The sequence below is a fragment of the Neisseria sp. Dent CA1/247 genome, from assembly GCF_022870825.1.
GTDB classification, from domain to species: Bacteria; Pseudomonadota; Gammaproteobacteria; order Burkholderiales; family Neisseriaceae; genus Neisseria; species Neisseria zoodegmatis.
The window spans coordinates 1929430-1956312 of record NZ_CP091522.1 but is presented as its reverse complement, the minus strand read 5'-3'; the positions used below and the strand labels follow the sequence as shown (position 1 = coordinate 1956312).

Genomic DNA, 26883 nt, shown 5'->3' with positions numbered 1-26883 from the left:
AAAGGAGACAGAATGAACCTTTTCGATACGCGCAGCGTGACCTTTGCCGAACCGATTGATATGCTGTATGCCTGCCATGGCAAAGTGCGCCGTTTTTGCAGCCAGATTGAAGTGTTGCCCGAATATCTGGCGCAACACGGCTGCAACGAAACCGTGTTGCAGGCGGTTAAACAGATCAGCCAATATTTCAATGTGGCCGCGCCGCTGCATCATGAGGATGAAGAAAGCGATTTTTTCCCGCTGTTGCTGCAATATTGCCCGCAGGCGCAGGAAAATATTAACGAATTGTTACGCCAGCACGAAAGCCTGCATGAAAACTGGGCGGCGGTAGAGCAAGAATTTGCCCGTTTGCAGGCCGACTGCGCCTATCGCGTGGACGAAGTGGTGCTTCAGCGTTTTTGCGCCGCCTACGAAGCCCATTTGGCTTTGGAAGAACCGTTGTTTGAAATGGGCAGGCAGATTCCGCAGCAGGCATTGGCAGAGATAGGGCGGAAGATGGCAGCAAGGCGCAAGGCTTGAGATGCGGGAGTAAAAGCGGTTTGTATCTTTGGATAAAATGAAAATTGCTTGAGGCCGTCTGAAAGCGAATTGTGCGAATTTCGTCAAAGCGGGTTTTGGGGGGCTAAATTTTTTCAAGCCGCAAACAGATTTCGTAGGGGCGGATATGCAATCCGCCCCTACGGTTTTCTTGGGTATGAATATCTCGGAATGGCGGCTGACTTATGCCAAGGTTTGAGGCCGTCTGAAACCCGTTTGGCGGTTTTTCAGACGGCCTCAAGCAACCTAAGCCATTAAAAAACAGCGTAGGGCAGGGCGTGCGCTACGCTGTTTTAAATTCACAGAGCAAACGGCTTACTCTTTTCTCAAAGCCTTGGGCAAAACAAACACAATGCTTTCTTCCACGCCTTCGCCTTCGCGCACGGTGTCGTGCCCCCAGCTTTGAATGGCGGCAATCACTTCCTGCACCAATACTTCGGGTGCGGAAGCTCCGGCGGTTACGCCTACTTTGTTTTTGCCTTCAAACCATTCGCGCTGCAAGTAGCCTGCGTTGTCCACCATATAGGCATCAACGTCGCGCAGGGCGGCCACTTCGCGCAAGCGGTTACTGTTGGACGAGTTGGGCGAGCCGACCACGATTACGATATCGCATTCTGCCGCCAAATCCTTTACCGCTTCTTGGCGGTTGGTGGTGGCGTAGCAGATATCTTCTTTGTGCGGGCTGCGAATGTGCGGAAAACGCGCCTGCAAGGCTTCGATGATGTCGCGGGTTTCGTCCACCGATAGAGTGGTTTGGCTCACATGGGCGAGCTTTTCGGCATCGCGCACTTCGAGCTTGGCAACGTCGTCCACCGTTTCCACCAGCAGCATACTGCCTTCGGGCAGCTGCCCCATCGTGCCTTCCACTTCGGGGTGGCCGGCATGGCCGATCATGATGATTTGATAGCCTTGGCTATCCAAACGCGCCACTTCTTTATGCACTTTCGTAACCAGCGGGCAGGTGGCGTCAAACACCTGAAAACCGCGCTCAACCGCTTCATCCTGCACGGCTTTCGATACGCCGTGGGCGGAATAAATCAGCGTTGCGCCTTCCGGCACGTCGGCAAGGTCTTCGATGAACACCGCGCCTTTTTCGCGCAGATTGTCCACCACGAATTTGTTGTGCACGACTTCATGGCGCACATAAATCGGCGCGCCGAATTCTTCCAGCGCGCGCTCTACGATGCTGATGGCGCGGTCAACGCCCGCACAGAAACCGCGCGGGTTGGCCAAAATAATGGTTTTTTTCGTCATGATGGTGTTTGCTTCACAATAATGTTCAGACGGCCTTAGCGGCTTTTTCTTCTTTATCGTCGGCTTTTTTGTGTTTGAAGCCGTCGAGTATCAGCAATGCGGCGCCAACACAGATAAAACTGTCGGCCACGTTAAACGCCGGATAATACCAGTTTTGCCAGTAAACCAGCAGAAAATCAACCACATGGCCGTGAATCAGGCGGTCGATCACATTGCCGACGGCGCCGCCGATCACCATAGCCGCACCGAGTTTACCCCATTTGCCGAAATCGTCTTTCACAATCGCACGGGCAAGGTAGAAGCTGATTACGGCAGCCAGCCCCAAGAAAAAATATTTTTGCCAGCCGCCTGCGTCCGCCAAAAAGCTAAACGCCGCGCCGGTGTTGAATACCAGCGTTAAATCAAAAATATGGGGAATCACGTTGAGCCGTTCGGCAAATTCAAAATTCTGCAATACGGCGATTTTGGTAATCTGATCAAGCACGATGGCGGCCGCAATCAGCAGCCAATATTTGATTTTGGAAGTTTTCTGAGTGGTCATGTGTGTGTAATGCCAAAGAATCAAAGACCCGCATTTTACCTGAATCACGCCCGCGCGGGGTTAAAAATACCCTGCACCGTATTGTTTCAGACGGCCTTTAGGTATAATTCAGGCCGTCTGAAAACATTTAAATATCGGAAACCTCATGGCCGCCTCACCCGAAGCCAAATATACGGAAGAAACCGTATTATGGATCAAGCACCACACACCCAAGCTGATGACATTCGCCATCTCCCGCCCCGAAGCCTACCGTTTTTCGGCCGGCCAATTTTCACGTTTAGGCTTTCGTGACGGCGAAGGCTTTATCTGGCGCGCCTATTCCGTCGTTTCCGCCGAATACGCCGACACCTTAGAATACTTCGCCGTTTTGATCGAAGGCGGCCCCATGTCGGCCAAACTCGCCGCGATGAAAGAGGGCGACACCATTCTGCTCGACAAAAACGCCACCGGCTTTTTGCTGCCCGAGCGTTTCCCCGACGGCAAAGATTTAGTGATGCTTTGCACAGGCTCCGGCATCGCGCCGTTTCTGTCGATTTTGGAACAGCCCGAAATCTGGCAACGCTTCGACCGCCTCGCCCTCGCACACTCCGTTTCTTACGGCAACGAACTGATTTTCAACGACCGCATCGCCGCCCTTGCCGAGCATCCGCTGATTGAAGAACATTTCCACAAACTGCATTTCGTACCCGTCGTTACCCGCGAAACCACCGACGGCGCCCTCGGCAAACGCCTGCCCGAACTGTTAAAAAACGGCGAACTCGCTGCCGCACTCGATATGCAGTTTACCCCCGCAGACACCCGTTTCATGATCTGCGGTAACCCTGCCATGGTGAAAGACACTTTCCAAGCCTTGCTGGACATGGGTTTCGCCATGCACCGCAACCGCATTCCCGGGCAAATCATGATGGAAAACGGATTTTAATGAATCTTGCGGATGCTTAATTGAAGAGGCCGTCTGAACAGTTTCAGACGGCCTCTTTCATGAGCAACGCTTATTTATAAGGCGCAGAAGTTAAAATCGCAGATTCCGATTTCGTTAAAATGCTCGGAATAAAACTTTCCGAATAGCCCGCAATAATCAAAATCAACATAAGCGACCACGGATTATCCTCTGACAAAATCACCGAGCTGATCAGGTTGGACTTAATCAAAATATAAGTGATGCTGCCCGTGAAGAAGGCCAAAAACAAACGCTCCAAACCAATCAGAAAATAGCAATGCCTTCTCTCAAATTCCTGAAAACTCAAATTCTTAGAGTTAATCAACACCCCCGTGCTGTTGCCGAGCAGAATGGCGAAAATAAACGGCAGAATGTCCAAAAAATTTTGCAGAAAAGCATAATCTTTTCCAAACGGGAACACTTCCGACGCCACTTTAAACAACACGCACAAACAAATCGAAATAATGTTTGGCAGCAGATAAAGCAGCCGGTTTTTCAAAATAAGATTTTGCTCGTCGTGAATCGCATCAATCAGGCGGGGGAAGAGGTTGACGTTGTCTGCATCATCATTGTTCAAACACATCGCCAGCGCATGAGCAATCCGCTGCTTGTTGGTTTCAAAATTAATCGAACGCGAAAGAATGCCTTTGGCCAGAATATAATCGCACCGCACTTTATTGAACCTATCTCGAATGATTTTTTCAGATTCATCCGTATGCCCGTCGATAAAGAGCTTGATTCGGTTTTGAATATTCGAGCTGTCGATTTCATAAATCACATACTCGTTGTGCATCGCCAGCACATTCACAACCGTGTTCCCCAAAATATCGACCGACCCCACCTGTATATTTCTAATCGACGGCACGATGCCGGTTTTCGCATGTTCCGGAAGATAGTTCTCCATTTGCTTCTCCCTCGCAGTTAAAGGTTTTTCGATGCGATTCAGTATAAATTTTGAGTTTGGGTGTGTGTGGATATTGGGGAATGCTGTTTTGTTTTGATGTTATATTAACAATATAAATCATTGTTTTCATTAAGTCTAGGTGGCTGGGGAATGAGAGAGATAAGATGTTTTAGAGAAACCTGTGCAGTTCGTTTTCAGACGGCCTTAGTATATGAATTGCAGTTCCTCAAGTAATGCGTGCGTGACACCCTACACTTTAAAGCATAGCGAACGTTAAATCTTCATTGGTAGCAACTGTGTTACCAACCCGTCGGTCAGCAACAGCAAACACAGGTAATTAAGCGCATTGCAGGTTGTTTGAATGCAGGTAATCCCTTACCCGGGCATTCAGAATACGCAGCAGTTTGTGCATACACGCATTGATGGCTACTTTGAACGGTTTTCCGCGTTGCGTTAGCCGTTCGTAAAACGCCTTAATCTTCGGTTCAAAACGGCTGGCGGTTAAGGCCGCCATATACAGCGCATTACGTACTGCCATTCTGCCGCCAATACAACCTGTCTTGGTTTTGGATTCCCCGCTTTCATTGGGTGGCGGCACCACACCTACCAGCATAGCAATGCGTTTGTGCGATAGTTTTCCCAATTCGGGCAGCATCGCCATTAAGGTGGCGCAGATATTTTTGCCCACGCCTTTAATTGAGCAGACAGTATCTCCCTTTTCATTGAAACCACCACCGTACCTGTCGATTTGTTTATCTAGATCGGTGATTAGGCGGTCAAAGTGACGGATAAGGTCTGCAACGCTCTGCTTTTGGCTCTCGTGAATCTGATGGTGGCGGTTCTTCTCCACCGCTCGCATCTCTACCAACTGGCTGCGGCGTTTGACCAAGGCTTCGAGCGTTTCTTCTTCGGTAGAAGGCGGAATATAGCGCATATCGCCCACCAATCCTTTAGTCTCGATGGCTTGGGCGAAATCGGCCAACATTTTAGCGTCTTTGGCATCGGTTTTGCCTAAAGAAAAAGATTGGGAATAGGAATGTGTTTGGCGTGGGTTGGCGATGACAACACGCAATCCTGCATGGTGCAACGCTTTGGCTAGAGGGATTTCTAACCCGCCGGTACTTTCCAGTACAACCAAATCGACATTGTGTTTGCGCAAATAGTCGACGGTATGTTGGAAACCTTTGGCATTATTGGTTTCGGTTTTGGTTTTGGCCTTACCGGTAATACCGATGACGAAGTTCTTTTTGGCTACGTCTATGCCGCCATAATTTTGGGTGCTCATCAATAAACCATCCTTGTATTCGGTTGTAGGGTCTTGCAACTGTTCGGTTGTGTTGATGATTGGCCGTCTGCTCGTTTGGCTACAATACGGGTGCGGAAGCCCAAGGGTGTGTTCGGAGGCAGACGGCCTGTTTGCTTGCCATGGTACATTAGTTTCAACATACAAGGGTGTGTGGCGCAGCCACGCACGCGGTTTTGAATGGAACAGCGCATATCAGCCATTAAGATTTTAAAATCACGCTACATTATTTATGTACAAAACAATGCCGTCTGAAAAGAAAGTTTCAGACGGCATTGGAGCGGAGAACCATACAACGCGTGCGTACCGCACATACCCTACGCATAGAGTTTTAGGTTTTATGCAGGCTACGGCTTGCTACGCATGGTTTTATGCAGGCTACGACTTGCTTGTTATGAATCTTGATTTTTTAATGTAATTGATAAATTTTGAATTGCTTCTCGAAGCTCTTGTCTTGAGCGTAGAACATTGTCATAAAGTTCTTTCATTTTAGTATAGTCATTCTCATATGCGTCAACAAACCAAGAATCAAGAGGTTCTTTCTCTTTATCTATTAATGCAAATGAAACAAATGATTCTTCATTTTCATCTTTCCCTGCCCATAACCGAACATAATTTGTTCCTAAATGGGCTTCAAATATTTCGAAAGGATTTTTATTCCATTCTATTAACCCGTTTTCAGTTTGTTCGCTGATTTTATCAATAATCTCATTATATATTTTAGGTATCGCCATTTAATTTTATTCCTGAATTTGTTAGTAAAAATACATTTTGTGATGAAATTTCAGAAAGATAGTCGCATATTTCTGATATTTTTAGAATAATGTCTGCAATTCTATCATGGTCAAATTTATTCATTGATGATTTCTCAATGTAAGAATGAATCTCTGTTAGCATAGCTAAGTGCTGGTCAAATTTTGATAAGTAATCTGAGTTTTCAGGTTGTTGGCCTTTTAATTTACTAATATCATTTCTCAACTCCATGACATGAAAAACAGCAATTGAGAAATTTCTGCTGCGTAAAGCAGCGATCAATTCATTAGATTTACTAGTTACTTTATGTATAGAGATGATGATATCTAATTGTTGGATAACAGCTTTTGTATCTTCAGAAGCAAGTTTAGCTGCTTCTGCAATGGATTTTGTTTTATGTAATTGAAATATAGTAAATCCAAAACCGAAACAGGAGATTACTGTTCCAACTATACTAACTATATCTGATAACGTCATTTTTTATTTTACTCCTGCTTGCTAGATTTAAAAAATATTTTCCAGATACTTCCCAGTATAACTCCCCTCAACCTTAACCACTTCCTCCGGGCTACCTGAAGCAATAATCCGCCCCCCGCCATCGCCACCTTCCGGCCCCAAGTCCACAATATAATCCGCTGTCTTAATCACATCAAGATTGTGCTCAATAATCACAATCGAGTTGCCTTTGCCTTTCAGACGGCCGATTACTTCCAGCAGCAGGGCGATGTCGGCGAAGTGCAGGCCGGTGGTGGGTTCGTCTAGGATGTAGAGGGTGCGGCCGGTGTCGCGTTTGGAGAGTTCGAGAGCGAGTTTGACGCGTTGGGCTTCGCCGCCGGAGAGGGTGGTGGCGGATTGGCCGAGGCGGATGTAGCCTAAGCCTACGTCCATCAGGGTTTGCAGTTTGCGGGATACGGTGGGCACGGCGTCGAAGAATTCGCGGGCTTCTTCTACGGTCATGTCGAGCACTTGGCTGATGTTTTTGTCTTTGTATTGCACTTCAAGGGTTTCGCGGTTGTAGCGTTTGCCGTGGCACACTTCACAGGGCACGTAAACGTCGGGCAGGAAGTGCATTTCGACTTTGATCACGCCGTCGCCTTGGCAGGCTTCGCAGCGGCCGCCTTTGACGTTGAAGGAGAAGCGGCCGACGTTGTAGCCGCGTTCGCGGGCAAGTGGCACGCCGGCGAAGAGTTCGCGGATGGGGGTAAAGAGGCCGGTGTAGGTGGCGGGGTTGGAGCGGGGTGTGCGGCCGATGGGGGATTGGTCGACGTTGATAACCTTGTCGAGGTGTTCGAGGCCGGTGATGTCGTCGTAGGGCGCGGGTTCTTCGTGGGCGCGGTTGAGTTCGCGGGCGGTGATTTTGGCGAGGGTGTCGTTAATCAGGGTGGATTTGCCGCTGCCGGATACGCCGGTGATACAGGTAATCAAACCCAAAGGCAGTTCGAGGGTAACGTTTTTGAGGTTGTTGCCGCGTGCGCCTTTGAGGACGAGCATTTTTTCGGGGTTGACGGGCGTTCTTTCAGATGGCACGGCGATGGCTTTTTTGCCGCTGAGGTATTGGCCGGTAACGGAGTTTGTGCAGGCGGCGACTTTGTCGGGCGTGTCGGCAATGATAACGTTGCCACCGTGTTCGCCCGCGCCGGGGCCCATGTCGATAACGAAATCGGCTTCGCGGATGGCATCTTCGTCGTGTTCGACCACGATGACGCTGTTGCCGAGGTCGCGCAGGCGTTTGAGGGTGGCGAGCAGGCGGTCGTTGTCGCGCTGGTGCAGGCCGATGGAGGGTTCGTCCAACACGTACATTACACCGGTGAGGCCGCTGCCGATTTGGCTGGCGAGGCGGATGCGCTGGGCTTCGCCGCCGGAAAGGGTTTCGGCGCTGCGGCTGAGGTTCAGATAATCGAGGCCGACGTTAATCAGAAAGCCCAAGCGCTCGGTGATTTCTTTGAGGATTTTTTCGGCGATGTGTTTTTTGTTGCCTTCCAAATCGAGGGTTTCAAAGAACTGATGCGTTTGGGTGAGCGGCCATGCGGAGATTTCGTGCAGCGGCTGTTTGCCCACATAAACATAACGCGCTTCTTTGCGCAAACGTGCGCCGCCGCAGCTCGGGCAGGCACGATGGCTTTGGTATTCGGCAAGCTGTTCGCGCACGGTGGGCGAATCGGTTTCGCGGTAGCGGCGTTCGAGGTTGGGGATGATGCCTTCAAAGGCGTGGCTGCGGTTGAAGGTGGTGCCGCGTTCGGAAAGGTAGGTGAAATCAATCACTTCTTTGCCGGAGCCGTGCAGCACGATTTTGCGGATGTTTTCAGGTAGCCCTTCAAACGGGGTATCGACATCGAATTGATAATGCCGTGCCAGCGATTGAATCATTTGGAAATAGAACTGGTTGCGTTTGTCCCAGCCTTTAATCGCACCGGCGGCTAGGGAAAGCTCGGGGTGGGCGACCACGCGTTCGGGGTCGAAGAAATTCATGCTGCCCAAGCCGTCGCAAGTGGGGCAGGCGCCGACGGGGTTGTTGAAGGAAAACAGGCGCGGTTCGAGTTCGGGCAGGCTGTATGAGCACACGGGGCAGGCGAATTGCGAGGAAAACCAATGCTCTTCGCCGCTGTCCATTTCCATTGCCAACGCGCGTTCGCCGCCGTGGCGCAAGGCGGTTTCAAAACTTTCGGCCAGCCGCTGTTTGATGTCGGCTTTCACTTTTACGCGGTCGATGACTACGTCGATATTGTGTTTGATGTTTTTTTCGAGCTTGGGTACTTCGTCTAGCTGATAGACTTCGCCGTCCACACGCACGCGGGCAAAGCCTTGCGCCTGCAAGTCGGCAAAGAAATTGACAAACTCGCCTTTGCGTTCGCGCACGGCGGGGGCGAGGATCATCACGCGGGTGTCTTCAGGCAGTTTTAAGACGGCATCCACCATTTGCGACACGGTTTGGCTGCTCAAGGGCAAATCGTGTTCGGGGCAATGCGGCGTGCCGACGCGGGCATACAAGAGGCGCAGATAGTCGTGGATTTCGGTCACGGTGCCGACGGTGGAGCGCGGGTTGTGGCTGGTGGACTTTTGTTCAATTGAAATCGCGGGCGACAAGCCTTCGATCAAATCGACATCGGGCTTATCCATCATCTGCAAAAACTGGCGCGCATAGGCGGAAAGGCTTTCCACATAACGGCGCTGGCCTTCGGCATAGAGCGTGTCGAACGCGAGCGAGGATTTGCCGCTGCCCGACAAACCGGTTACCACCACGAGCTTGTGGCGGGGGATGTCGAGATCGACGTTTTTCAGATTATGGGTGCGTGCGCCGCGGATACGGATGGTGTCGTTGTCTTGCTTGCTCATGATGGTGAGGCCGCCTGAATTCCGGTTAAAAAAGAACCGCGTATTGTAACATTTTTATGTGTGCTGCCGTGCAGTTGGGAGAGGTAAATACTTTTCAGACGGCCTCAAAGGCCGAATCAAGTATGAAGGCAAAAGCGGTTTGGCCGCGCCCGCTGTTATCCGCCGCGCCGATATGTTATCTTTACTGACTTTTCCCACAGTTTAAGCTCATCATGCACTTAATCGACTCCCATTGCCATCTGAATTTCGACGGCCTCAGCAGCCGCCTGCCCGAAGTATTCGCCAACATGAAGGAAAACGACGTGAAGCAGGCGCTGGCCATCAGCGTGAGCAAACAAACGTTTACCGAAGTGTTGGCGCTGGCCGAAGCGCACGAACATATTTATGCCACCGTCGGCGTTCATCCCGACCAACAAGACACGCCCGAATTTACCGTTGCCGAATTGGTGGAGCATGCGAAACATCCGAAAGTGGTGGGCATCGGCGAAACGGGCTTGGATTACTATTGGTGCAAAGGCGATTTGGGTTGGCAGCACCAACGGTTTGCCGACCACATTGTAGCGGCCAACCAAAGCGGGCTGCCGTTGGTGGTGCATACCCGCGAAGCGGCGGCGGATACCATGCGGATGCTGCGCGAACATCAGGCGCATGCCGGGGTAATCCATTGTTTTACCGAGAATGTGGAAGTGGCCAAAGCCGCATTGGATTTGGGCTTTTATATTTCGTTTTCCGGCATCGTTACCTTTAAAAATGCCGTCGATATTCAGGAAGCCGCCAAATATGTGCCTGCCGACCGGATTTTGGTGGAAACCGACGCGCCGTTTCTCGCTCCCGTGCCCAAGCGCGGCAAGCCCAACGAGCCGGCTTATGTGCGTTATACTGCCGAATTCGTAGCGAAACTGCGCGGCGATTCGGTGGAGCATATTGCTGAAATCACCACCGAAAACTTCTACCGGCTGTTTAACAAAGTGCCCAAGGCGGTGTGAAAAAAGCTGAAACCGCAGCAAACCATCATCTTGGAAACATGGCAAACCCACAGAGGCCGTCTGAAAACTTTCCCTAAACGGAGCGTGAACCGTGAGTAAACCCACCCTGTTTCAAATCGACAAATCCCTTGAAAAACCGGAGCGCGTGATGCTGGTGGGCGTGATGCTGAGTGCGGACTATTCCGGTGCTAACGAATTGCGCGAACAGGGTTTTCAGACGGCCTTAGCCGAAGCGGCAGACTTGGTGCGCGCGGCAGGCGGCGATTTGGTGTGCACCGAAACCGCCAAGCGCGACAAAGCCCATACCGCGCTGTTTGTCGGTACGGGCAAGGCCGAGGAGTTGGCAGAAGTTGTGCAGCGGCACGACATCGAATTGGTGGTGTTCAACCACGAGCTGACGCCGACGCAGGAGCGCAATTTGGAGCGCGTTTTGCAATGTCGCGTGCTTGACCGCGTAGGGCTGATTCTGGCGATTTTCGCCAAACGCGCACAATCGCAAGAAGGTAAGCTGCAAGTGGAGTTGGCGCAGCTCAACCACTTAAGCGGGCGGTTGGTGCGCGGTTACGGACACATGCAAAGCCAGAAAGGCGGTATCGGTTTGAAAGGCCCGGGCGAAACCCAGCTCGAAACCGACCGCCGTTTGATCAACCAAAAAATCACCGCCTTGAAAAGACAACTGCAAAACGTGCAGAAACAGCGTGCTACCCGCCGCAAATCGCGGATGCAGGGCAGCATTAAAACCTTTGCGCTGGTCGGCTATACCAATGCGGGAAAATCCAGCCTGTTCAACCGTTTAACCAAAGCCGACGTGCTGGCGAAAGACCAACTGTTCGCCACGCTCGACACCACCGCCCGCCGCCTGTATCTGTCGCCCGAGGCCACGGTTATCCTAACCGACACCGTCGGCTTCGTGCGCGATTTGCCGCACAAGCTGGTGTCTGCATTTTCGGCCACTTTGGAAGAAACCGCGCTGGCCGACGTGCTGCTGCATGTGGTCGATGCCAGCCATCCCGATTTTGAGCGGCAGATGGATGATGTGAATACCGTGCTGGAAGAAATCGGTGCGCATGAAGTGCCGCAACTGATTGTGTATAACAAAATCGACCTGCTGCCCGACAACAAACGCCCTGCCGGTATTTTGTGCGATACGCAGGGCAGGGCGGTGGCGGTGAATGTTTCGGTAACCGAAAGTTTGGGTTTGGATGCTTTGCGCGAGGCGATGATTGAGCGGGCGCGAGATTAAGATAGGTTTTACAAGCAATTGAGGTTAGAATACCGCCTATCTTTATTTGGCTTTGTGCAAAACATACACCACTGTGAAACAAAGCCTAAGTGATTCCATTCAGACGGCCTTTCATGATGTTCAGGCCGTCTGAAAACATTTTTCCCAATACGATTAAAAGAGAACATTATGAGCCAATACGTTTATTCCATGCTGCGCGTGAGCAAAGTGGTGCCGCCGCAAAAAACCATTATTAAAGACATTTCCTTGTCGTTTTTCCCCGGCGCGAAAATCGGCCTGCTCGGTTTGAACGGCGCGGGCAAATCCACCGTGCTACGCATTATGGCGGGCGTGGATAAAGAGTTTGAAGGCGAAGCCGTGCCGATGAGCGGCATCAAAATCGGCTATCTGCCGCAAGAGCCGGAGCTGGATCCTGAAAAAACTGTGCGTGAAGAAGTGGAAAGCGGTTTGGGCGAAGTGGCGGCCGCGCAGAAGCGTTTGGAAGAAGTGTATGCCGCGTATGCCGATCCGGATGCCGATTTTGATGCACTGGCGGAAGAGCAGGGCCGTTTGGAAGCGATTATCGCCGCAGGTTCTTCAAGCGGCGGCGGTATGGAGCATGAATTGGAAATTGCCGCCGATGCGCTGCGTCTGCCCGAATGGGATGCCAAAATCGGCAATCTTTCCGGTGGTGAAAAACGCCGCGTGGCCTTGTGCAAGCTGTTGTTGAGCAAGCCGGATATGCTGCTTTTGGACGAGCCGACCAACCACTTGGATGCCGAATCGGTGGAGTGGCTGGAGCAGTTTTTGGTGCGCTTCCCCGGCACCGTAGTGGCCGTTACCCACGACCGTTATTTCTTGGATAACGCCGCCGAATGGATTCTCGAGCTTGACCGCGGCCACGGCATTCCGTGGAAAGGCAATTACTCTTCTTGGCTGGAGCAGAAAGAAAAACGCTTGGAAAACGAGGCGAAAACCGAAGCCGCCCGCCTGAAAGCCATGAAGCAGGAGTTGGAATGGGTGCGCCAAAATGCCAAAGGCCGCCAAGCCAAATCCAAAGCGCGTTTGGCCCGCTTTGAAGAAATGTCCAATTATGAATACCAAAAACGCAATGAAACTCAGGAAATCTTTATTCCCGTGGCCGAGCGTTTGGGCAATGAAGTGATCGAGTTTGTGAACGTGAGCAAGTCGTTCGGCGACAAACTCTTAATCGACGACTTGAGCTTCAAAGTGCCGCCCGGTGCGATTGTCGGCATCATCGGCCCCAACGGTGCGGGTAAATCGACCCTGTTTAAAATGATTGCCGGTAAAGAACAGCCGGACAGCGGCGAAGTGAAAATCGGCCAAACCGTGAAAATGTCGTTGATCGATCAAAGCCGCGAAGGTTTGCAAAACGACAAAACCGTGTTCGACAACATCGCCGAAGGCCGCGATATTCTGCAAGTCGGCCAGTTTGAAATCCCCGCCCGTGCTTACTTAGGCCGTTTCAACTTCAAAGGCAGCGACCAAAGCAAGATTGCCGGCAACCTTTCCGGCGGCGAACGCGGCCGCCTGCATTTGGCAAAAACTTTGCTGTCGGGCGGCAACGTGCTGCTGCTGGACGAACCTTCCAACGATTTGGACGTGGAAACCCTGCGTGCACTGGAAGATGCTTTGCTGGAGTTCGCCGGCAGCGTGATGGTGATTTCGCACGACCGCTGGTTCCTCGACCGTATCGCTACCCACATTCTGGCTTGCGAAGGCGATTCGAAATGGGTGTTCTTCGACGGCAACTATCAGGAATACGAAGCCGATAAAAAACGCCGCTTGGGTGAAGAGGGTGCCAAACCGAAACGGATTCGCTATAAACCGGTAACGCGTTGATTAAGAGTTTGAAAAGGCCGTCTGAAAAGTTTCAGACGGCCTTTTGGGTTTTAAACGAGATTTTGGCAACGGCTGTTTGTGCCGAGGCTGTGCCAGTATTATACAGGCAATAAAAAAGACCTTGTTTAAACAAGGTCTTTTATGAAAACTGGTGGAGGCGGGGGGAATTGAACCCCCGTCCGAAAGTCCTCTACAAAGCGTTCTACATACTTAGTCTTGCCTACTTAGAATCTCGTTCCCATTCTGCCGACAGACAGGCTGTTTGGAAACCAGTCACCTTAAATCTTATTTCCTGCCAAGTAACCCGACAGAAAACCAGCCAATGTAAAATGACGTTGCCGTAGCTTGCGCTACACAGCCCATTGACCAACTGTTGCAACGGCTAGCCTTAAGCGGCTAAAGCGTAAGTTTCGTCGTTTGCGACTATTTTCGTTCAGTGTTTTACGGGAATCTGAGACCCCGGTATGCCCGCATCTGCTTCGCAACCCCCGTCGAAACCAAGATCGCCCCCAGATATCGCAAATAAACTTTATTTCTGCTACGGCGTTGCTGCGCCTTAGCTCAAAGAGAACGATTTTGTAAACCGCTAAAGCGGCAACAGAATCGGTTCCGTACTACTTGTATTGTCTGCGGCTTGCTGCCTTGTATCAAAAATAAGTTTATTCGCTAAAGGAACCGGCAATTATACGCGTGTTGCGGATAAATTGCCAATCAATGTCGCGAGGCCGTTTGAAAACCATATAAAGGCTTTCAGACGGCCTTATCGGTTATAATGGCCGTCTGAAAACCATTGCGAATCTTCACATTATGTATGATGTCAACACCACCGATGTGCGCCGTTTTTTTGCGCAAGTTTGGCAGCAGCGTATGCTGCCTTTGCAAATGGATGCCTTGCAGCAAAAAGCGTTGAGAATCATCGAAGCGCATCCCGAATACCATCATTATTTGGAAAACATCGAAGACTATCTCGATAAAAACTGGACGCCCGAAGCAGGCGAAACCAATCCTTTTCTGCATATGTCGCTGCATCTTTCGATACAAGAGCAGGCGGCGATAGACCAGCCGCCGGGTATTCGTGCGATTCATGAAAAGCTGTGTGCGAAACATGCGGGCGATTGGGTAAAAGCGGAGCACGATATGGCCGATGCGTTGGCGGAAACGATTTGGGAAGCGCAGCGTTTCGGGCGAGGGTTGGATGTAAACGCCTACATCACGCGCTTGCGCAGGCTGGTGGGTTTGGGGCAGGAAGACAATGCGCGCATCAATCCGCATGAGGTTGGGTTGTCCGATAAAATCAGCGGTCGGGAATAATTCTGCCGATTAAGATAATGTGTTGCAAAACATGATACATGAGGCCGTCTGAAACCGTTTCAGACGGCCTCAGATGAAGTGAATAAGAGATTTTTTATTGTGAAAAAGACGAGTAAATTTTTAAGTTATATCCTCCGTCACCACCCCGAAGCCATCGGTTTGCATTTGGACAGCGAAGGTTGGGCGGATGTTGACGAGCTGCTGCAAAAAGCGGCTGAGCAAGGCAGAGATATTGATAGGGCGCTGCTTTTGGATGCGGTGGCCAATAATGATAAGAAGCGTTTTGCCTTGTCGGAAGACGGGCGCAAAATCCGTGCGCAGCAAGGCCATTCGACCGGCCAAGTGGCGATTGATTATCCGCCTCAAGAGCCTCCGGAGGTTTTGTATCACGGCACGGCAGACCGCTTTTGGCCGTCTATCCGCGAGCAGGGTTTGCTGGCCAAAAGCCGCCATCATGTGCATTTGTCGGGCGACTTCGATACGGCGGTTAAAGTGGGGCAGCGGCACGGTAAAGTGATGGTTTTGAAGGTGTTGGCGCAAAAAATGTATCAAGACGGCCACCGTTTTTATTTGAGCGGCAACCATGTTTGGCTCGCCGATCATGTGCCGCCGCAATATATCGTGGTTGAGGATGGTTCCGAATAGCTGCGGCGGGTATGAGCAAAGGCTTGAGGCCGTCTGAAAAATGTTCCCAGCAAAATAATTCATTGGAAAATAGAGGCAGAATATGGCCGGAGTGTATGATTTCACGGTAAAAAATGCAGAAGGTGTTGAAGTTCCTTTGTCAGACTATGCCGGTAAGGTGCTGTTGATTGTGAACACGGCAACGCATTGCGGGTTGACGCCGCAATACAAAGAATTGCAGGCTCTGCACGAGCGTTATGCCGACCAAGGTTTGGTGATTCTTGATTTTCCGTGCAACCAATTCCGCGGGCAGGCGCCGGAGAGCAGCAAGGAAATCGCGCAGATATGCGAAACCCGCTTCGGTACGCAGTTTGAAGTGTTCGATAAAATCGAAGTCAACGGCAAGCGGGCGCATCCTTTGTATATTTATCTGAAAGCGCAGCAGCCGCACGACAGCGGCGGCGGGTGGTTGAAAAACGCCCTGTTCAAAATGCTTTCGCGCGGTATCAGGCAGAAAAGCGGCGATATCGAATGGAATTTCACCAAATTTTTGGTGGACAGACAGGGCAGGGCGGTAAACCGTTTTGCACCTGCGGCGGCACCGGGCGAGTGCGAAGAAGCGATCCGCCGCCTGCTTTAAAAGTATTAAAAGTATGTGGCGCAAAATTTGGAAAGGAAAAACGATGGAACAGCGTGAATTAGGCACTTCGGGCATCAAGGTCAGCAAAATTTGCTTGGGCACGATGACGTGGGGCGAACAAAATACCGAAGCCGAAGCGCATGAGCAGCTCGATTATGCGTTGGCAAACGGCGTGAATTTTATCGATACGGCCGAAATGTATCCCGTGCCGCCGCGTAAAGAAACTTACACCCGCACCGAGCAATATATCGGCAGTTGGATTAAGCAGCGCGCTCGGCGGGATGATTTTGTGTTGGCCGGCAAAATTGCAGGGCCTACCGGCGCGAATAATCTCGACAGCTACATCCGAGGTGGCAACGATTTTTCCCGTGCCCAGATTTTCGAAGCCTGCGAAGCCAGCTTGAAGCGTTTGAATACGGATTACCTTGATTTGTATCAGCTGCATTGGCCGGAGCGCAAAGTCAACTTTTTCGGCAAGCTGGGCGTGTCGGCACTTCCGGCCGAAGAAAGTTTCACGCCGTTAGAAGAAATTGTCGAAGCATTGGGCGAGCTGGTGAAGCAGGGCAAAATCCGCGCTTTCGGCTTGTCGAACGAAACGCCGTGGGGCACGATGCGCTATCTGAACGAGCATGAACGCCGCCCTGAGCTGCCGCGCGTGGCTTCGGTGCAGAATCCGTATAACCTGCTCAACCGCAGCTACGAAGTGGGCATGAGCGAAATTTCTTTGCGCGAACAAATACCGTTGCTGGCTTATTCGCCGCTGGCTTTCGGCGTGTTAACCGGCAAATACCGCCACGGCGCTTTGCCCGAAGGCAGCCGCTTGGCTTTGTTTGAACGCTTCAAGCGTTATACCAAGCCGCAAGGTTTCGCTGCGGTTGAGCGTTATGCCGAGATTGCCGAAGAAGCCGGATTGAGCCTCACGGCGATGTCGCTGGCGTTTGTGAACAGCCGTGCGTTTTTGGCCAGCAACATCATCGGCGCGACCACGATGGCGCAGCTGCGGGAGAATATTGCGAGCGCCGAAGTGGAGTTGCCGCAAGATGTGTTGGCCGCCATTGATAAAGTGCACGCCGAAATCAGCAATCCTTGCCCTTAAGTTGTTGTCGGATAGGCTTTGAGGCCGCCTGAAAACATTCTTTCGGCACGTTGCGTGTGGTGCGCAAACAGCTAAAGACGCTGGTGGTGAAACCGTTTACAATAATGTTTTAACGAATCAATCAAGTTCCGAACAGGAAAACGTATCTCTATGAAAATCAGCACCCAATTCGACGCAGGCTCCGTCAGCGTGATCGACCTGAGCGACCCTGCCAATATCCGCCTCAACCTGCGCCCCGACAATGCTTCCGATTTCGCCCAATGGTTTTATTTCCGTTTGCAGGGCGCAGCCTATCAAAATTGTGTGATGCACTTTGAAAACGCCGCTTCATCCGCCTACCCCGCCGGTTGGGAAGAATATCAGGCCGTAGCTTCTTACGACCGCAGCAATTGGTTCCGCGTGCCTTCCCGCTATGAAAACGGCGTGTTTACCATCGAGCATACGCCGCTGGCCAACAGCGTTTATTACGCTTATTTCGAACCGTATTCGCACGAGCAGCATTTAAATCTGCTCGGCGATGCACAAGGCAGCGGCCTGTGCCAGATTGACGACTTGGGCAGCACCGTACAAGGCCGCGATATCAACCTGCTTACCATCGGCAACCAAGTGGCCAGCGATTTGAAAGTGTGGATTATCGCCCGCCAGCATCCCGGCGAAACCATGGCCGAGTGGTTTATCGAAGGTCTGCTGGGCCGCCTGCTCGACCCGCAAGACCCGACCGCCCGCGCTTTGCTCGACCGCGCCACGTTTTATATCGTGCCCAATATGAACCCCGACGGCTCGGTGTTGGGCAACCTGCGTACCAATGCCGCCGGTGCCAACCTCAACCGTGAATGGCTGGAACCGAGCATCGAGCGCAGCCCGGAAGTGTATTATGTGCGTGAAAAAATGCGCGAAACCGGCGTGGACTTGTTTTTAGACATTCACGGCGACGAAGCCATTCCGTTTGTGTTTGTGGCCGGCACCGAAGGTGTGCCTTCTTATGATGAGCGTATTGCCGCGCTGGAAACGCAGTTCAAACAAGCGTTTGCCGCCGCAAGCCCTGATTTCCAAGACGAGCACGGCTATGAAAAAGATGCGCCCGGCCAAGCCAACATGAGCATGGCGACGGCATGGGTCGGCGAAAACTTCCGCTGCTTGGCCTACACGCTGGAAATGCCGTTTAAAGACAACGACAACCTGCCCGACGACGATTTCGGCTGGAACGGCCAGCGCTCGCTGCGTTTGGGCGAAGCGGTTTTGTCGGCCGTGTTAAATGTGCTGCCCGACCTGCGTTAAAACTTGAAAAAGGCAGTTGCTTCGGCTTTACAAACCGAGTGCCGATAGACCGATTGTCTTTTATAAAGGCCGTCTGAAATGATTTCAGACGGCCTAAGTTTTTTCAGCTTCTTTGATATTCACAGCGAAGTAGAAAGAGCTTTGAATCTTCGATTATCTATACCTATGATATGAATAAACATTTTTTGCCATGAAGGCGAACGTTACTTTTATAATCCCGGCGATATGACAAAAGCTTCGGTTTTTGCGCCGTGCTTATGAGGCCGTCTGAAAAAAACGTTATACTTGATATAATTTATCTATTTTGTTGCACCATTACAGGATATTGAGGAAAGTACCATGCCTGATCAAAACCGTTTACTCTGTCGTGAACTGAGCCTGCTGGAGTTCAACCGCCGCGTGTTGGCTCAGGCTCAGGATACGCGCGTGCCTTTATTGGAGCGTTTGCGCTTCTTGTGCATCGTTTCATCGAATTTGGACGAATTTTTCGAAGTGCGCATGGCTTATCTCAAGCGCGAACACAAGCAGAATCCGCATCTGATTCTCGACAGCGGCAGAACGCCGGCGGAAACGATCGAGCTGACCGCCCAAGCGGCGCGCGAGTTGATCCGCGAACAATATGCCTTGTTTAACGAAGAGCTGCAACCAGCTCTGAGCAAAGAAGGCATCCATTTTTACCGCCGCCGCAACTGGACGCCCGAGCAGCGTGCTTGGATTGAAGATTATTTCGACCGCGAGCTGTTGCAGGTTCTCACGCCCATCGGTTTGGATCCGTCGCATCCTTTCCCGCGTCCTTTGAATAAATCGTTGAACTTCGCCGTCGAGCTGGTCGGCACGGATGCTTTCGGCCGCGCATCGGGCATGGCGATTGTTCAGGCGCCGCGTATTTTGCCGCGTGTGTTGAAGCTGCCGTCTGAAATTTGTAACGGCGACGACGGTTTTGTGTTTTTATCTTCGATTCTGCACGAGTATGTGGGCAAATTGTTCCCCGGCATGGAAGTGCGCGGCTGCCACCAATTCCGCGTTACGCGCGACAGCGATTTGACGGTTGACGAAGAAGATCTGCAAAACCTGCGCACGGCGATTCAAAGCGAACTGCAAGACCGCCACTACGGCGACGGCGTGCGCTTGGAAGTGGCGGAAACGTGTCCGAAGCACATTTACGAATTTCTGCTCAGCCATTTCGACCTCGATATTGCCGACCTGTATCAGGTAAAAGGCCCCGTAAATCTGGTGCGTCTGATGTCGGTGCCGGATATGGTGGATCGCCCCGATTTAAAGTTCCCGCCCCACACGGCGGGGGTTCCTAAACGTTTGAGCAAAGGCAAGTCGATTATTGCGGCGGTGGCCGAAGCGCCCGTGCTGCTGCATCATCCTTACCAGTCGTTTGAGCCGGTGGTGCGGTTTATTCAGGAAGCCGCCTCCGATCCCGATGTCGTCGCCATCAAAATGACGATTTACCGCACGGGCACCGATTCCGAATTGGTGAAAGCTTTGCTGCGTGCTGCCGAGGCCGGCAAAATCGTGACGGTGGTGGTGGAGCTGATGGCGCGTTTCGACGAAGCCAACAACGTCAGCTGGGCGCAGAAACTTGAGAATGCCGGCGCGCATGTGGTGTACGGCGTATTCGGTTATAAAGTCCATGCCAAAATGGCGCTGGTCATCCGCCGCGAAGCGGGCGTGCTCAAGCGTTATGCGCATTTGGGTACGGGTAACTACCACCAAGGCACGTCGTGCATTTACACCGACTTCGGCTTGCTGACTGCCGACGAGGACATTACCGCCGACGTTAACACGCTGTTTATGGAGATTACCGGATTGGGTCAGCCCGGGCGCTTGAACAAGCTGTATCAAAGCCCGTTTACCCTGCATCCGATGGTGATGGAAAGCATCGAGCGCGAAAAACGTAACGCGCAGGCGGGTCGCCCCGCGTGGATTATCGCCAAGATGAACTCGCTGATCGAGCCGGGCGTTATCGAAGCATTGTACGAAGCCAGTGCGGCGGGCGTGCAGATTGACTTGATCGTGCGCGGCATGTGTGCGCTGCGCCCCGAAGTGCCGGGCTTGTCGGACAATATCCGTGTCCGCTCCATTATCGGTCCGCAGCTTGAACACGCGCGTGTGTATTATTTCTTCAACGACGGCGAAGAAAACACCTATATTTCCAGTGCCGACTGGATGGCGCGAAACTTCTTCCGCCGTATCGAAACCTGCACCCCTATCGAAGAGCCGGACTTGAAAGCCCGCGTGATCCGCGAAGGCTTAACCTTGGCGTTGAAAGACAGCCGCAAAGCGTGGCTGATGCAGCCCGACGGCAGCTATGTCCGCGCGAAGCCCGCAGAAGGCGAAGCCGAATCCAGCTTGCAGGCGCAGTTGTGGTCGGAATACGGCGTGTGAAGTATTTGGTGATTTGAGAGAAGCAAAGAGGCCGTCTGAAAGTTTTTCAGACGGCCTGTCTTTATATCGGAAGCCCGAGGCAGGCATTGCTGCCCGCTGTTGACTTTAGAGATTACCACTCGAAGTTAAAGCCGACGTTGTAAGAAGCGTCGCCGCCTTTGGTGTTCAAAGACACGCCGGCTTTGGCGGCAAAGTGGTCGTTGAAGCGGTAGCCGGAGCCGATAGCCACGGCGGTTTCGGATTGGTAACCGCCCACTGCGGCCGAAACATTCAGTTTGCCGACATTGTAGGGTTGGAACAGGCCGGCTAAGGCTGCTTGAGAGGCGAGGCCGCGTTTGACTTCTTTGTCGATGTTGTTGACTTTGTGCTCAATCTGTTTCAGTTTGGCGGCGTTTTGGGTACCGATGCGTTCGATGGCCGCTTTGTTGGCGTTGATGGCGTTCAGATTGGATGCGATGTTGTTTTGGTTGGTTTGGGAACGGCTGTTCACTGTGCCGATAAGCCCCGCCTGAGTGTTGAGTACCGCAACGTTGGCGTTGATGCGTTGGGTATTATTTTCTACGCGTTCAGCCAGTTGGGGGTCTGCAACTTTGGAGATCCGTTCGATTTCCGTTTTGTTGGTGTTGATGACTTTGGTGTTGGCATTGATCAGTTCGCGGTTTTCTCTGGCATAGCGTCCTGTGTCAAAGATTTGCTTGCTTTGCTCTTGGATGGCGTTCAGGTTGGAGGCGATGTTGTTTTGGTTGGTTTTAATATTGCGCTGGGCTTCGCCGATAAGGTTTGCCTGCGAGTTAATTACAGCTAAATTATTGTTGATGCGTTCGGAATTGTTGGCGACTTTGGCAGACAGTTGATCGTCAGCATACACGTTGCCCGCTGCGAAAATACCAAGTGCGGCTGCGGTTACGGAAGCCAGCAAAGCGGTTTTTTGGGTTTTCATAATAACTACCTCACAATAAATATGGAATAAGCGTTTGTTTGAATCCCGGGATATGGTGTTTGGACGGCAGATATGCCGATTTCTTACGGAAATGGAAAAAATTTTGATATTTTTGTTGATAACATTTTGAATATTATTATTTTATTTATTCATTTTAAAATTGTTGGCAAGGCCGTCTGAAACCTTTGCTTTTTCAGACGGCCTCTCTTGCTATAATGCAGCCACTTATTTTTGATTGGTGAAACGGAGCGGCTCATGCAAACTTGGCACGATGCTATCGGGTCGGAAAAACAGCAGCCTTATTTCCAATGTATTTTGGACACGGTCAGAGCGGAGCGCGAAGGCGGGCAAATTGTTTATCCGCCTGCTTCCGATGTGTTCAATGCGTTTAAAGCGACTGAGTTCGACCAAGTAAAAGTGGTGATTTTGGGGCAAGACCCTTACCACGGTGCGGGGCAGGCGCACGGGTTGGCGTTTTCGGTGCGGCCGGACATTGCGATTCCGCCGTCGTTGGTGAACATCTATAAAGAATTGGCGAACGATATTGCCGGTTTTCAGATTCCGCGCCACGGTTTTCTGCAACATTGGGCGGAGCAGGGCGTGCTGCTGCTGAATACGGTGCTGACCGTGCGTGCGGGGCAGGCGCATTCGCATGCTTCTTTGGGGTGGGAACAGTTTACCGACCGCGTGATTGCGCAGTTAAACGGGCACCGCGAGCATATCGTGTTTCTTTTGTGGGGCAGCCATGCGCAGAAAAAAGGTGCGTTTATCGACCGCAGCCGCCATCTTGTGCTGACTTCGCCGCATCCTTCGCCTTTGTCGGCGCACCGCGGCTTTTTCGGCTGCCGCCATTTCTCGCAAGCCAACCGTTACTTGCAAGAGTACGGCGAAACGCCGATAGACTGGCAGGTATAGCCAAAACGAATGAGGCCGTCTGAAAGTTTCAGACGGCCTCGATGCGGCATGATGAAGCCGTTTAGATGATAAGGAAAGTTCATGAACATCTTGTTTATCGCCGACCCGATGGCGACGTTTAAAACTTATAAAGACACCACTTATGCAATGATGCGCGAAATGGCCATGCGCGGTTGGCGTTTGTCGCACACCTTGAGCAGCGAATTGGCGGTAAAAAACGGCGTGGTGACGGCTCAGGCTGCGGCGTTTGAGTTTGTTGCATTAGATCATGATGATAAACAATGGTTTAAAGCCGCCGATAAAGTTCAGACGGCCTTAAAAGACTTTGATGCCGTGATTATGCGTACCGACCCGCCGTTTGACATGCAATATCTCTACGCCACCCAGTTGCTCACATTGGCCGGGCAGCAAGGCGCGAAAGTGTTTAACAGCGGGCAGGCCATGCGCGATTTCAACGAGAAGCTGGCGATTCTGAATTTCAGCCGCTTTACCGCGCCCACTTTGGTATCGACCCGCTCCGCCGATGTGCGCGCGTTTCTGAAAGAGCATGGCGACATCATCGTGAAACCGCTCGACGGTATGGGCGGCATGGGCATTTTCCGTCTGACCGAAACCGACCCCAATATCGGCAGCATTCTCGAAACCCTGATGCAGATGGATACGCGCACGATTATGGCGCAGCGTTATATTCCCGAAATCGTGCACGGCGACAAACGCGTGCTGGTTATCGGTGGCAAAGTGGTACCGTTTGTCTTGGCGCGGATTCCGCAGCAGGGTGAAACGCGTGGCAATCTGGCTGCCGGCGGGCGCGGTGTGGCGCAGGAACTGTCCGCCCGCGACCGCGAAATCGCCGAGACCCTTGCACCCGAGTTGAAACGCCGCGGCATTTTGTTGGCCGGTTTGGACGTAATCGGCGACTATCTGACCGAAGTGAATGTAACCAGCCCCACCGGTTTTCAGGAAATCATGAAGCAGAAGGGCTTCGATGTGGCCGCTATGTTTGCCGATGCCGTGGCCGAATGGTCTGAGGCCGTCTGAAAACATGGAGCATAAGCCGCAAACTTATGCTGCTTCTATGAAAGGCAGCCGCGGAATCAAACGCATCATCAAGGCGTTGGGCTATTCCGCCGACGGCGTGCGTTCGGCTTGCGAAGAGCAGGGGTTTCGCCAGCTTTTGTGGATTCATGCCGCTTTGTTCGCCGGGCTGTTTTTTGCAGACTTTACCTTGCCCGTTAAAATGATATTGGTGCTGGTGTCGGCGATGTCTATCGTGGTCGAATTGATTAATACCGGTTTGGAAGCCGCCGTCGACCATACTTCCGAAGAAATGCACGTGCTGGCTAAAAAAGCCAAAGATGTCGGCTCGGCGGCGCAATATACTACATTGGCGGCATTGGCCGTTTTGTGGATGATGGCTTTAACAGGATAAACAATCATGTCAAATGAAGAATATGCGCGAAAACTTAAAGGCAAAAGCGGGGTCAAACGCATCATCAACGCCGCCGGTTATTCCAAAGACGGCCTGCGCGCAGCCTATCGGCACGAGAGTGCATTCCGCCAATTGATATGGCTAAACGGTATCTTGCCGGTGTTGGTTTTTGTTTTAGATTTCGGCCCTGCAACCCGCATGATGCTTATCATTGCCTCGTTTTTATCGCTGATTGTGGAGTTGTTCAATACCGCCATCGAAGCGGCGGTCGACCATACTTCCACCGCCCGCCACGAGCTGGCCAAACGGGCTAAAGATGCCGGTTCGGCGGCGCAGATGTTGGCCTTGGTTTTGCTGGTTGTGTTGTGGTTTATGGCGATTTGGCGCGAATATGGATTGAATCTTTTTTAATGTAAGTCAAACGCCCAAACCTTGTTTTGCCGTATAACCGAATTGTTTTTCCAACATCTCAATAGTGAAGGAGTAAAGCATGAAAAAATTACTGAGCGCATTAATGCTTGCCGGCTTGTGTCACACCGCATTTGCCGCGGATATCAACGTGGACGATGTTTGGGCACGCGCTACCGTAGAAGGCATGACCATGGGCGGTGCGTTTATGGACATTAAAAACGAAACCAAAAGCGACGATGTTTTAGTGGGTGCTACCAGCCCCGTGTCCGACCGTGTTGAAATGCATACCCACACCAACGACAAAGGCGTGATGCGGATGCGCGAAGTAAAAGGCGGCATTCCGTTGCCCAAAGGTAAAGAAACCAAGCTGCAACCGGGCGGGTATCATGTGATGTTCATGGGCTTGAAAGCGCCGCTGAAAGAAGGCGATAAGTTTCCGCTCACTCTGAAATTTAAAAAAGCCAAACCCAAAACCGTGGAAGTGGAAGTGAAAACCGCACCGAAAAACGGCGGGCATGATCACCACCATCACGGGCATGATCACAAGCATAGCCACTAATTCATGAGTGTGTGTTAACCCAAGGCCGTCTGAAAACATTTTTTCAGACGGCCTTAAATATAAACAGCCGCTTTGTTTAAAAAGCGGCTGTTTCACTTGCTTCAAATCATAAAACGGTATTGGAAAAATACGTTATCAAGCTTGGCGCGATTATGCGCAAAGCTTTTTATATTTTAAGAGGCTATGTCGATATTGGTATCAGCAGAGTCCGGTTTTTCTGTATCGGGCTGCTCTTCAGGTGAAGTATCAACAGATGCCTGCTTTTCTGCTTTAACAGGCATTCTGATCGAAGAAGTCGGTAAAGGAATGCCGGATGAAACCGGTTCTTTCATTACAGGAAAGCCGTTGTCAGCCTGTTCTTCTTCGGATTGTTCTTCTGTTGAAGAGGGTAAAGCATCTGCTTCATTGTTAACGGTAGCGTCGGCAACATTTGAAGAATCATCAACAATACCTTGAGTAGATTCGGCTACGCTGATTTCAGGTTCGGCTTCGCTCACTTCAGGTTGGGCTTCGCTCACTTCAGGTTGGGCTTCGCTCACTTCAGGTTGGGCTTCGCTCACTTCAGGTTGGGCTTCGCTCACTTCAGGTTGGGCTTCGCTCACTTCAGGTTGGGCTTCGCTCACTTCAGGTTGAGCTGCGCTGACTTCAGGTTGAGCTGCGCTGACTTCAGGTTGAGCTGCGCTGACTTCAGGTTCGGCTACGCTGACTTCAGGTTGAGCTGCGCTGACTTCAGGTTCGGCTACGCTGACTTCAGGTTCGGCTACGCTGACTTCAGGTTCGGCTACGCTGACTTCAGGTTCGGCTACGCTGACTTCGGGTTCGGCTACGCTGACTTCAGGTTGAGCTGCGCTGATTTCAGGTTCGGCTACGCTGACTTCAGGTTCGGCTACGCTGACTTCAGGTTCGGCTACGCTGACTTCAGGTTCGGCTACGCTGACTTCGGGTTCGGCTACGCTGACTTCGGGTTCGGCTACGCTGACTTCAGGTTCGGCTACGCTGACTTCAGGTTCGGCTACGCTGACTTCAGGTTCGGCTACGCTGACTTCGGGTTCGGCTATGCTGACTTCAGGTTGGGCTACGCTGACTTCAAGTTGGGCTGCGCTGACTTCAGGTTGGGCTTCACTGACCTTGGGTTCAGTTACGCTGGCTTTAGATTCCGAAATGTTGGAAACAGATTTAGCCGTTGGAGCATTAGGCTCAGTAACAGCGGGCGTATTTTGCTCCGTAATGTTTTGGTTCTGTTCAATGGTGTTTGATTCAGGGGTGGTTGGTTTTGTGGTGATTGTAGATACTTTATTTTCTGCATCCGGTTTGGCTGGAACGGGATAAATGTAGCAATTTTCTCCAACTTTAATCGATTCAATGCCTGAAACCAAAAAAGTATTGGTGGGGTTGCTGTCGCTCGAATATTCTACTTCCCCTTTTAACGCGACATAAATAGGTGTTTTGGCAGGTGTGCTTTTGCGTGTGCTGATGAGTTCGGCCATGGCTTCGTAGCCGTATTTTTTATATGGCAGTAATGAATAATGTTGACGCCGTGTGCAATCTTGAAGGCGGACAAAATCATTTTCAACGATTAACATGCCCGGGAAGTATCCATTAGCGGTATCTTTAGCGTTTTCAGCGGTGTGTGAAAAAGCTGGAACT

At 51.5% G+C, this 26883-nt stretch carries 26 protein-coding genes and 1 other RNA gene; 18 read left to right on the top strand and 9 right to left on the bottom strand.

Annotation, left to right across the window (positions count from 1 at the left end):
• The first annotated feature begins 12 nt into the window (after positions 1–12).
• The gene (locus LVJ85_RS09610; protein ID WP_244739386.1) at positions 13–519 is read left to right on the top strand and encodes a hemerythrin domain-containing protein; all 507 of its coding nucleotides are present in this window, start codon (positions 13–15) and stop codon (positions 517–519) included.
• Between the two features lie 333 nt (positions 520–852).
• Here LVJ85_RS09610 and ispH read toward each other — a convergent pair whose 3' ends face one another.
• Both ispH and lspA read right to left on the bottom strand, forming a co-directional pair.
• Positions 853–1791, bottom strand: a complete 939-nt coding sequence (gene ispH / locus LVJ85_RS09605; protein ID WP_244739384.1) for a 4-hydroxy-3-methylbut-2-enyl diphosphate reductase — start codon at positions 1789–1791, stop codon at positions 853–855.
• A 25-nt stretch (positions 1792–1816) separates the two neighbouring features.
• Positions 1817–2332 carry a signal peptidase II gene (lspA, locus tag LVJ85_RS09600; RefSeq protein ID WP_244739382.1) on the bottom strand — a complete coding sequence of 172 codons (516 nt, stop codon included), beginning with the start codon at positions 2330–2332 and terminating at the stop codon, positions 1817–1819.
• 145 nt (positions 2333–2477) lie between these two features.
• On the opposite strand from lspA, the gene LVJ85_RS09595 reads away from it, so the two are divergent.
• Positions 2478–3254, top strand: coding sequence for a ferredoxin--NADP reductase (locus tag LVJ85_RS09595; RefSeq protein ID WP_244739377.1), 777 nt, complete (start codon positions 2478–2480; stop codon positions 3252–3254).
• Positions 3255–3324: 70 nt separating this feature from the next.
• Here the strand turns inward: LVJ85_RS09595 and LVJ85_RS09590 are convergent, their stop codons facing one another.
• The 5 genes from LVJ85_RS09590 to uvrA all read right to left on the bottom strand — a co-directional run bounded on the left by LVJ85_RS09590 (position 3325) and on the right by uvrA (position 9565).
• The gene (locus tag LVJ85_RS09590) at positions 3325–4176 is read right to left on the bottom strand and encodes a hypothetical protein (protein WP_244739375.1); all 852 of its coding nucleotides are present in this window, start codon (positions 4174–4176) and stop codon (positions 3325–3327) included.
• A 337-nt stretch (positions 4177–4513) separates the two neighbouring features.
• On the bottom strand, positions 4514–5461 hold the full coding sequence (locus tag LVJ85_RS09585) for an IS110 family transposase (protein ID WP_244739372.1): 948 nt from the start codon (positions 5459–5461) through the stop codon (positions 4514–4516).
• A 410-nt stretch (positions 5462–5871) separates the two neighbouring features.
• Positions 5872–6213: a hypothetical protein gene (locus LVJ85_RS09580; protein ID WP_085357026.1), complete on the bottom strand. Its 342-nt coding sequence runs from the start codon at positions 6211–6213 to the stop codon at positions 5872–5874.
• Entirely contained in the window at positions 6200–6709 is a 510-nt protein-coding gene (locus LVJ85_RS09575) for a hypothetical protein (RefSeq protein WP_244739363.1), read from the bottom strand. The genes LVJ85_RS09580 and LVJ85_RS09575 overlap by 14 nt, the downstream gene beginning before the upstream one ends.
• A gap of 27 nt (positions 6710–6736) precedes the next feature.
• Entirely contained in the window at positions 6737–9565 is a 2829-nt protein-coding gene (uvrA, locus tag LVJ85_RS09570) for an excinuclease ABC subunit UvrA (RefSeq protein WP_244739361.1), read from the bottom strand.
• Between the two features lie 212 nt (positions 9566–9777).
• Between uvrA and LVJ85_RS09565 the strand changes: the two genes are divergently transcribed.
• The 3 genes from LVJ85_RS09565 to ettA all read left to right on the top strand — a co-directional run bounded on the left by LVJ85_RS09565 (position 9778) and on the right by ettA (position 13636).
• On the top strand, positions 9778–10551 hold the full coding sequence (locus LVJ85_RS09565) for a TatD family hydrolase (protein ID WP_244739351.1): 774 nt from the start codon (positions 9778–9780) through the stop codon (positions 10549–10551).
• A gap of 148 nt (positions 10552–10699) precedes the next feature.
• Positions 10700–11794, top strand: a complete 1095-nt coding sequence (gene hflX, locus LVJ85_RS09560; protein WP_370686957.1) for a GTPase HflX — start codon at positions 10700–10702, stop codon at positions 11792–11794.
• A 165-nt stretch (positions 11795–11959) separates the two neighbouring features.
• Positions 11960–13636 carry an energy-dependent translational throttle protein EttA gene (ettA, locus tag LVJ85_RS09555; protein WP_095197843.1) on the top strand — a complete coding sequence of 559 codons (1677 nt, stop codon included), beginning with the start codon at positions 11960–11962 and terminating at the stop codon, positions 13634–13636.
• A 149-nt stretch (positions 13637–13785) separates the two neighbouring features.
• Here ettA and ssrA read toward each other — a convergent pair.
• Positions 13786–14147: a transfer-messenger RNA gene (gene ssrA / locus LVJ85_RS09550) on the bottom strand.
• A 296-nt stretch (positions 14148–14443) separates the two neighbouring features.
• Here ssrA and LVJ85_RS09545 point away from each other — a divergent pair.
• From LVJ85_RS09545 to ppk1, 6 genes are all read left to right on the top strand, one after another.
• Positions 14444–14947, top strand: a complete 504-nt coding sequence (locus LVJ85_RS09545; RefSeq protein ID WP_244739342.1) for a DUF1841 family protein — start codon at positions 14444–14446, stop codon at positions 14945–14947.
• A gap of 78 nt (positions 14948–15025) precedes the next feature.
• Complete coding sequence (locus LVJ85_RS09540; protein WP_244739334.1) at positions 15026–15592, top strand: RNA 2'-phosphotransferase; 567 nt, start codon at positions 15026–15028, stop codon at positions 15590–15592.
• Positions 15593–15674: 82 nt separating this feature from the next.
• Positions 15675–16211, top strand: coding sequence for a glutathione peroxidase (locus tag LVJ85_RS09535; protein ID WP_244739332.1), 537 nt, complete (start codon positions 15675–15677; stop codon positions 16209–16211).
• 43 nt (positions 16212–16254) lie between these two features.
• Entirely contained in the window at positions 16255–17307 is a 1053-nt protein-coding gene (locus tag LVJ85_RS09530; protein ID WP_244739330.1) for an NADP(H)-dependent aldo-keto reductase, read from the top strand.
• A gap of 150 nt (positions 17308–17457) precedes the next feature.
• Positions 17458–18585 carry a M14-type cytosolic carboxypeptidase gene (locus LVJ85_RS09525; protein WP_085363865.1) on the top strand — a complete coding sequence of 376 codons (1128 nt, stop codon included), beginning with the start codon at positions 17458–17460 and terminating at the stop codon, positions 18583–18585.
• 339 nt (positions 18586–18924) lie between these two features.
• Positions 18925–20982, top strand: coding sequence for a polyphosphate kinase 1 (ppk1, locus tag LVJ85_RS09520; protein WP_244739321.1), 2058 nt, complete (start codon positions 18925–18927; stop codon positions 20980–20982).
• Between the two features lie 112 nt (positions 20983–21094).
• Here ppk1 and LVJ85_RS09515 read toward each other — a convergent pair whose 3' ends face one another.
• Positions 21095–21922, bottom strand: coding sequence for a YadA C-terminal domain-containing protein (locus LVJ85_RS09515; RefSeq protein ID WP_244739313.1), 828 nt, complete (start codon positions 21920–21922; stop codon positions 21095–21097).
• Between the two features lie 255 nt (positions 21923–22177).
• On the opposite strand from LVJ85_RS09515, the gene ung reads away from it, so the two are divergent.
• The 7 genes from ung to LVJ85_RS13475 all read left to right on the top strand — a co-directional run bounded on the left by ung (position 22178) and on the right by LVJ85_RS13475 (position 26565).
• Positions 22178–22837 (top strand): uracil-DNA glycosylase, encoded by a 660-nt coding sequence (gene ung, locus LVJ85_RS09510; protein ID WP_244739299.1) that lies wholly within the window; start codon positions 22178–22180, stop codon positions 22835–22837.
• A gap of 81 nt (positions 22838–22918) precedes the next feature.
• The gene (gshB, locus tag LVJ85_RS09505) at positions 22919–23875 is read left to right on the top strand and encodes a glutathione synthase (RefSeq protein WP_244739290.1); all 957 of its coding nucleotides are present in this window, start codon (positions 22919–22921) and stop codon (positions 23873–23875) included.
• A complete protein-coding gene (locus LVJ85_RS09500) occupies positions 23844–24266 on the top strand; it encodes a diacylglycerol kinase (RefSeq protein WP_244739282.1) in 423 nt (140 codons plus the stop codon). The genes gshB and LVJ85_RS09500 overlap by 32 nt, the downstream gene beginning before the upstream one ends.
• Before the next feature lie 6 nt (positions 24267–24272).
• The gene (locus tag LVJ85_RS09495) at positions 24273–24677 is read left to right on the top strand and encodes a diacylglycerol kinase (protein WP_244739280.1); all 405 of its coding nucleotides are present in this window, start codon (positions 24273–24275) and stop codon (positions 24675–24677) included.
• A 79-nt stretch (positions 24678–24756) separates the two neighbouring features.
• Positions 24757–25236: a copper chaperone PCu(A)C gene (locus LVJ85_RS09490; protein ID WP_244739277.1), complete on the top strand. Its 480-nt coding sequence runs from the start codon at positions 24757–24759 to the stop codon at positions 25234–25236.
• A gap of 723 nt (positions 25237–25959) precedes the next feature.
• Positions 25960–26079 carry a hypothetical protein gene (locus LVJ85_RS13480; protein ID WP_370686956.1) on the top strand — a complete coding sequence of 40 codons (120 nt, stop codon included), beginning with the start codon at positions 25960–25962 and terminating at the stop codon, positions 26077–26079.
• A gap of 6 nt (positions 26080–26085) precedes the next feature.
• Positions 26086–26565, top strand: coding sequence for a hypothetical protein (locus LVJ85_RS13475; protein WP_370686955.1), 480 nt, complete (start codon positions 26086–26088; stop codon positions 26563–26565).
• Positions 26566–26883 lie beyond the last annotated feature (318 nt).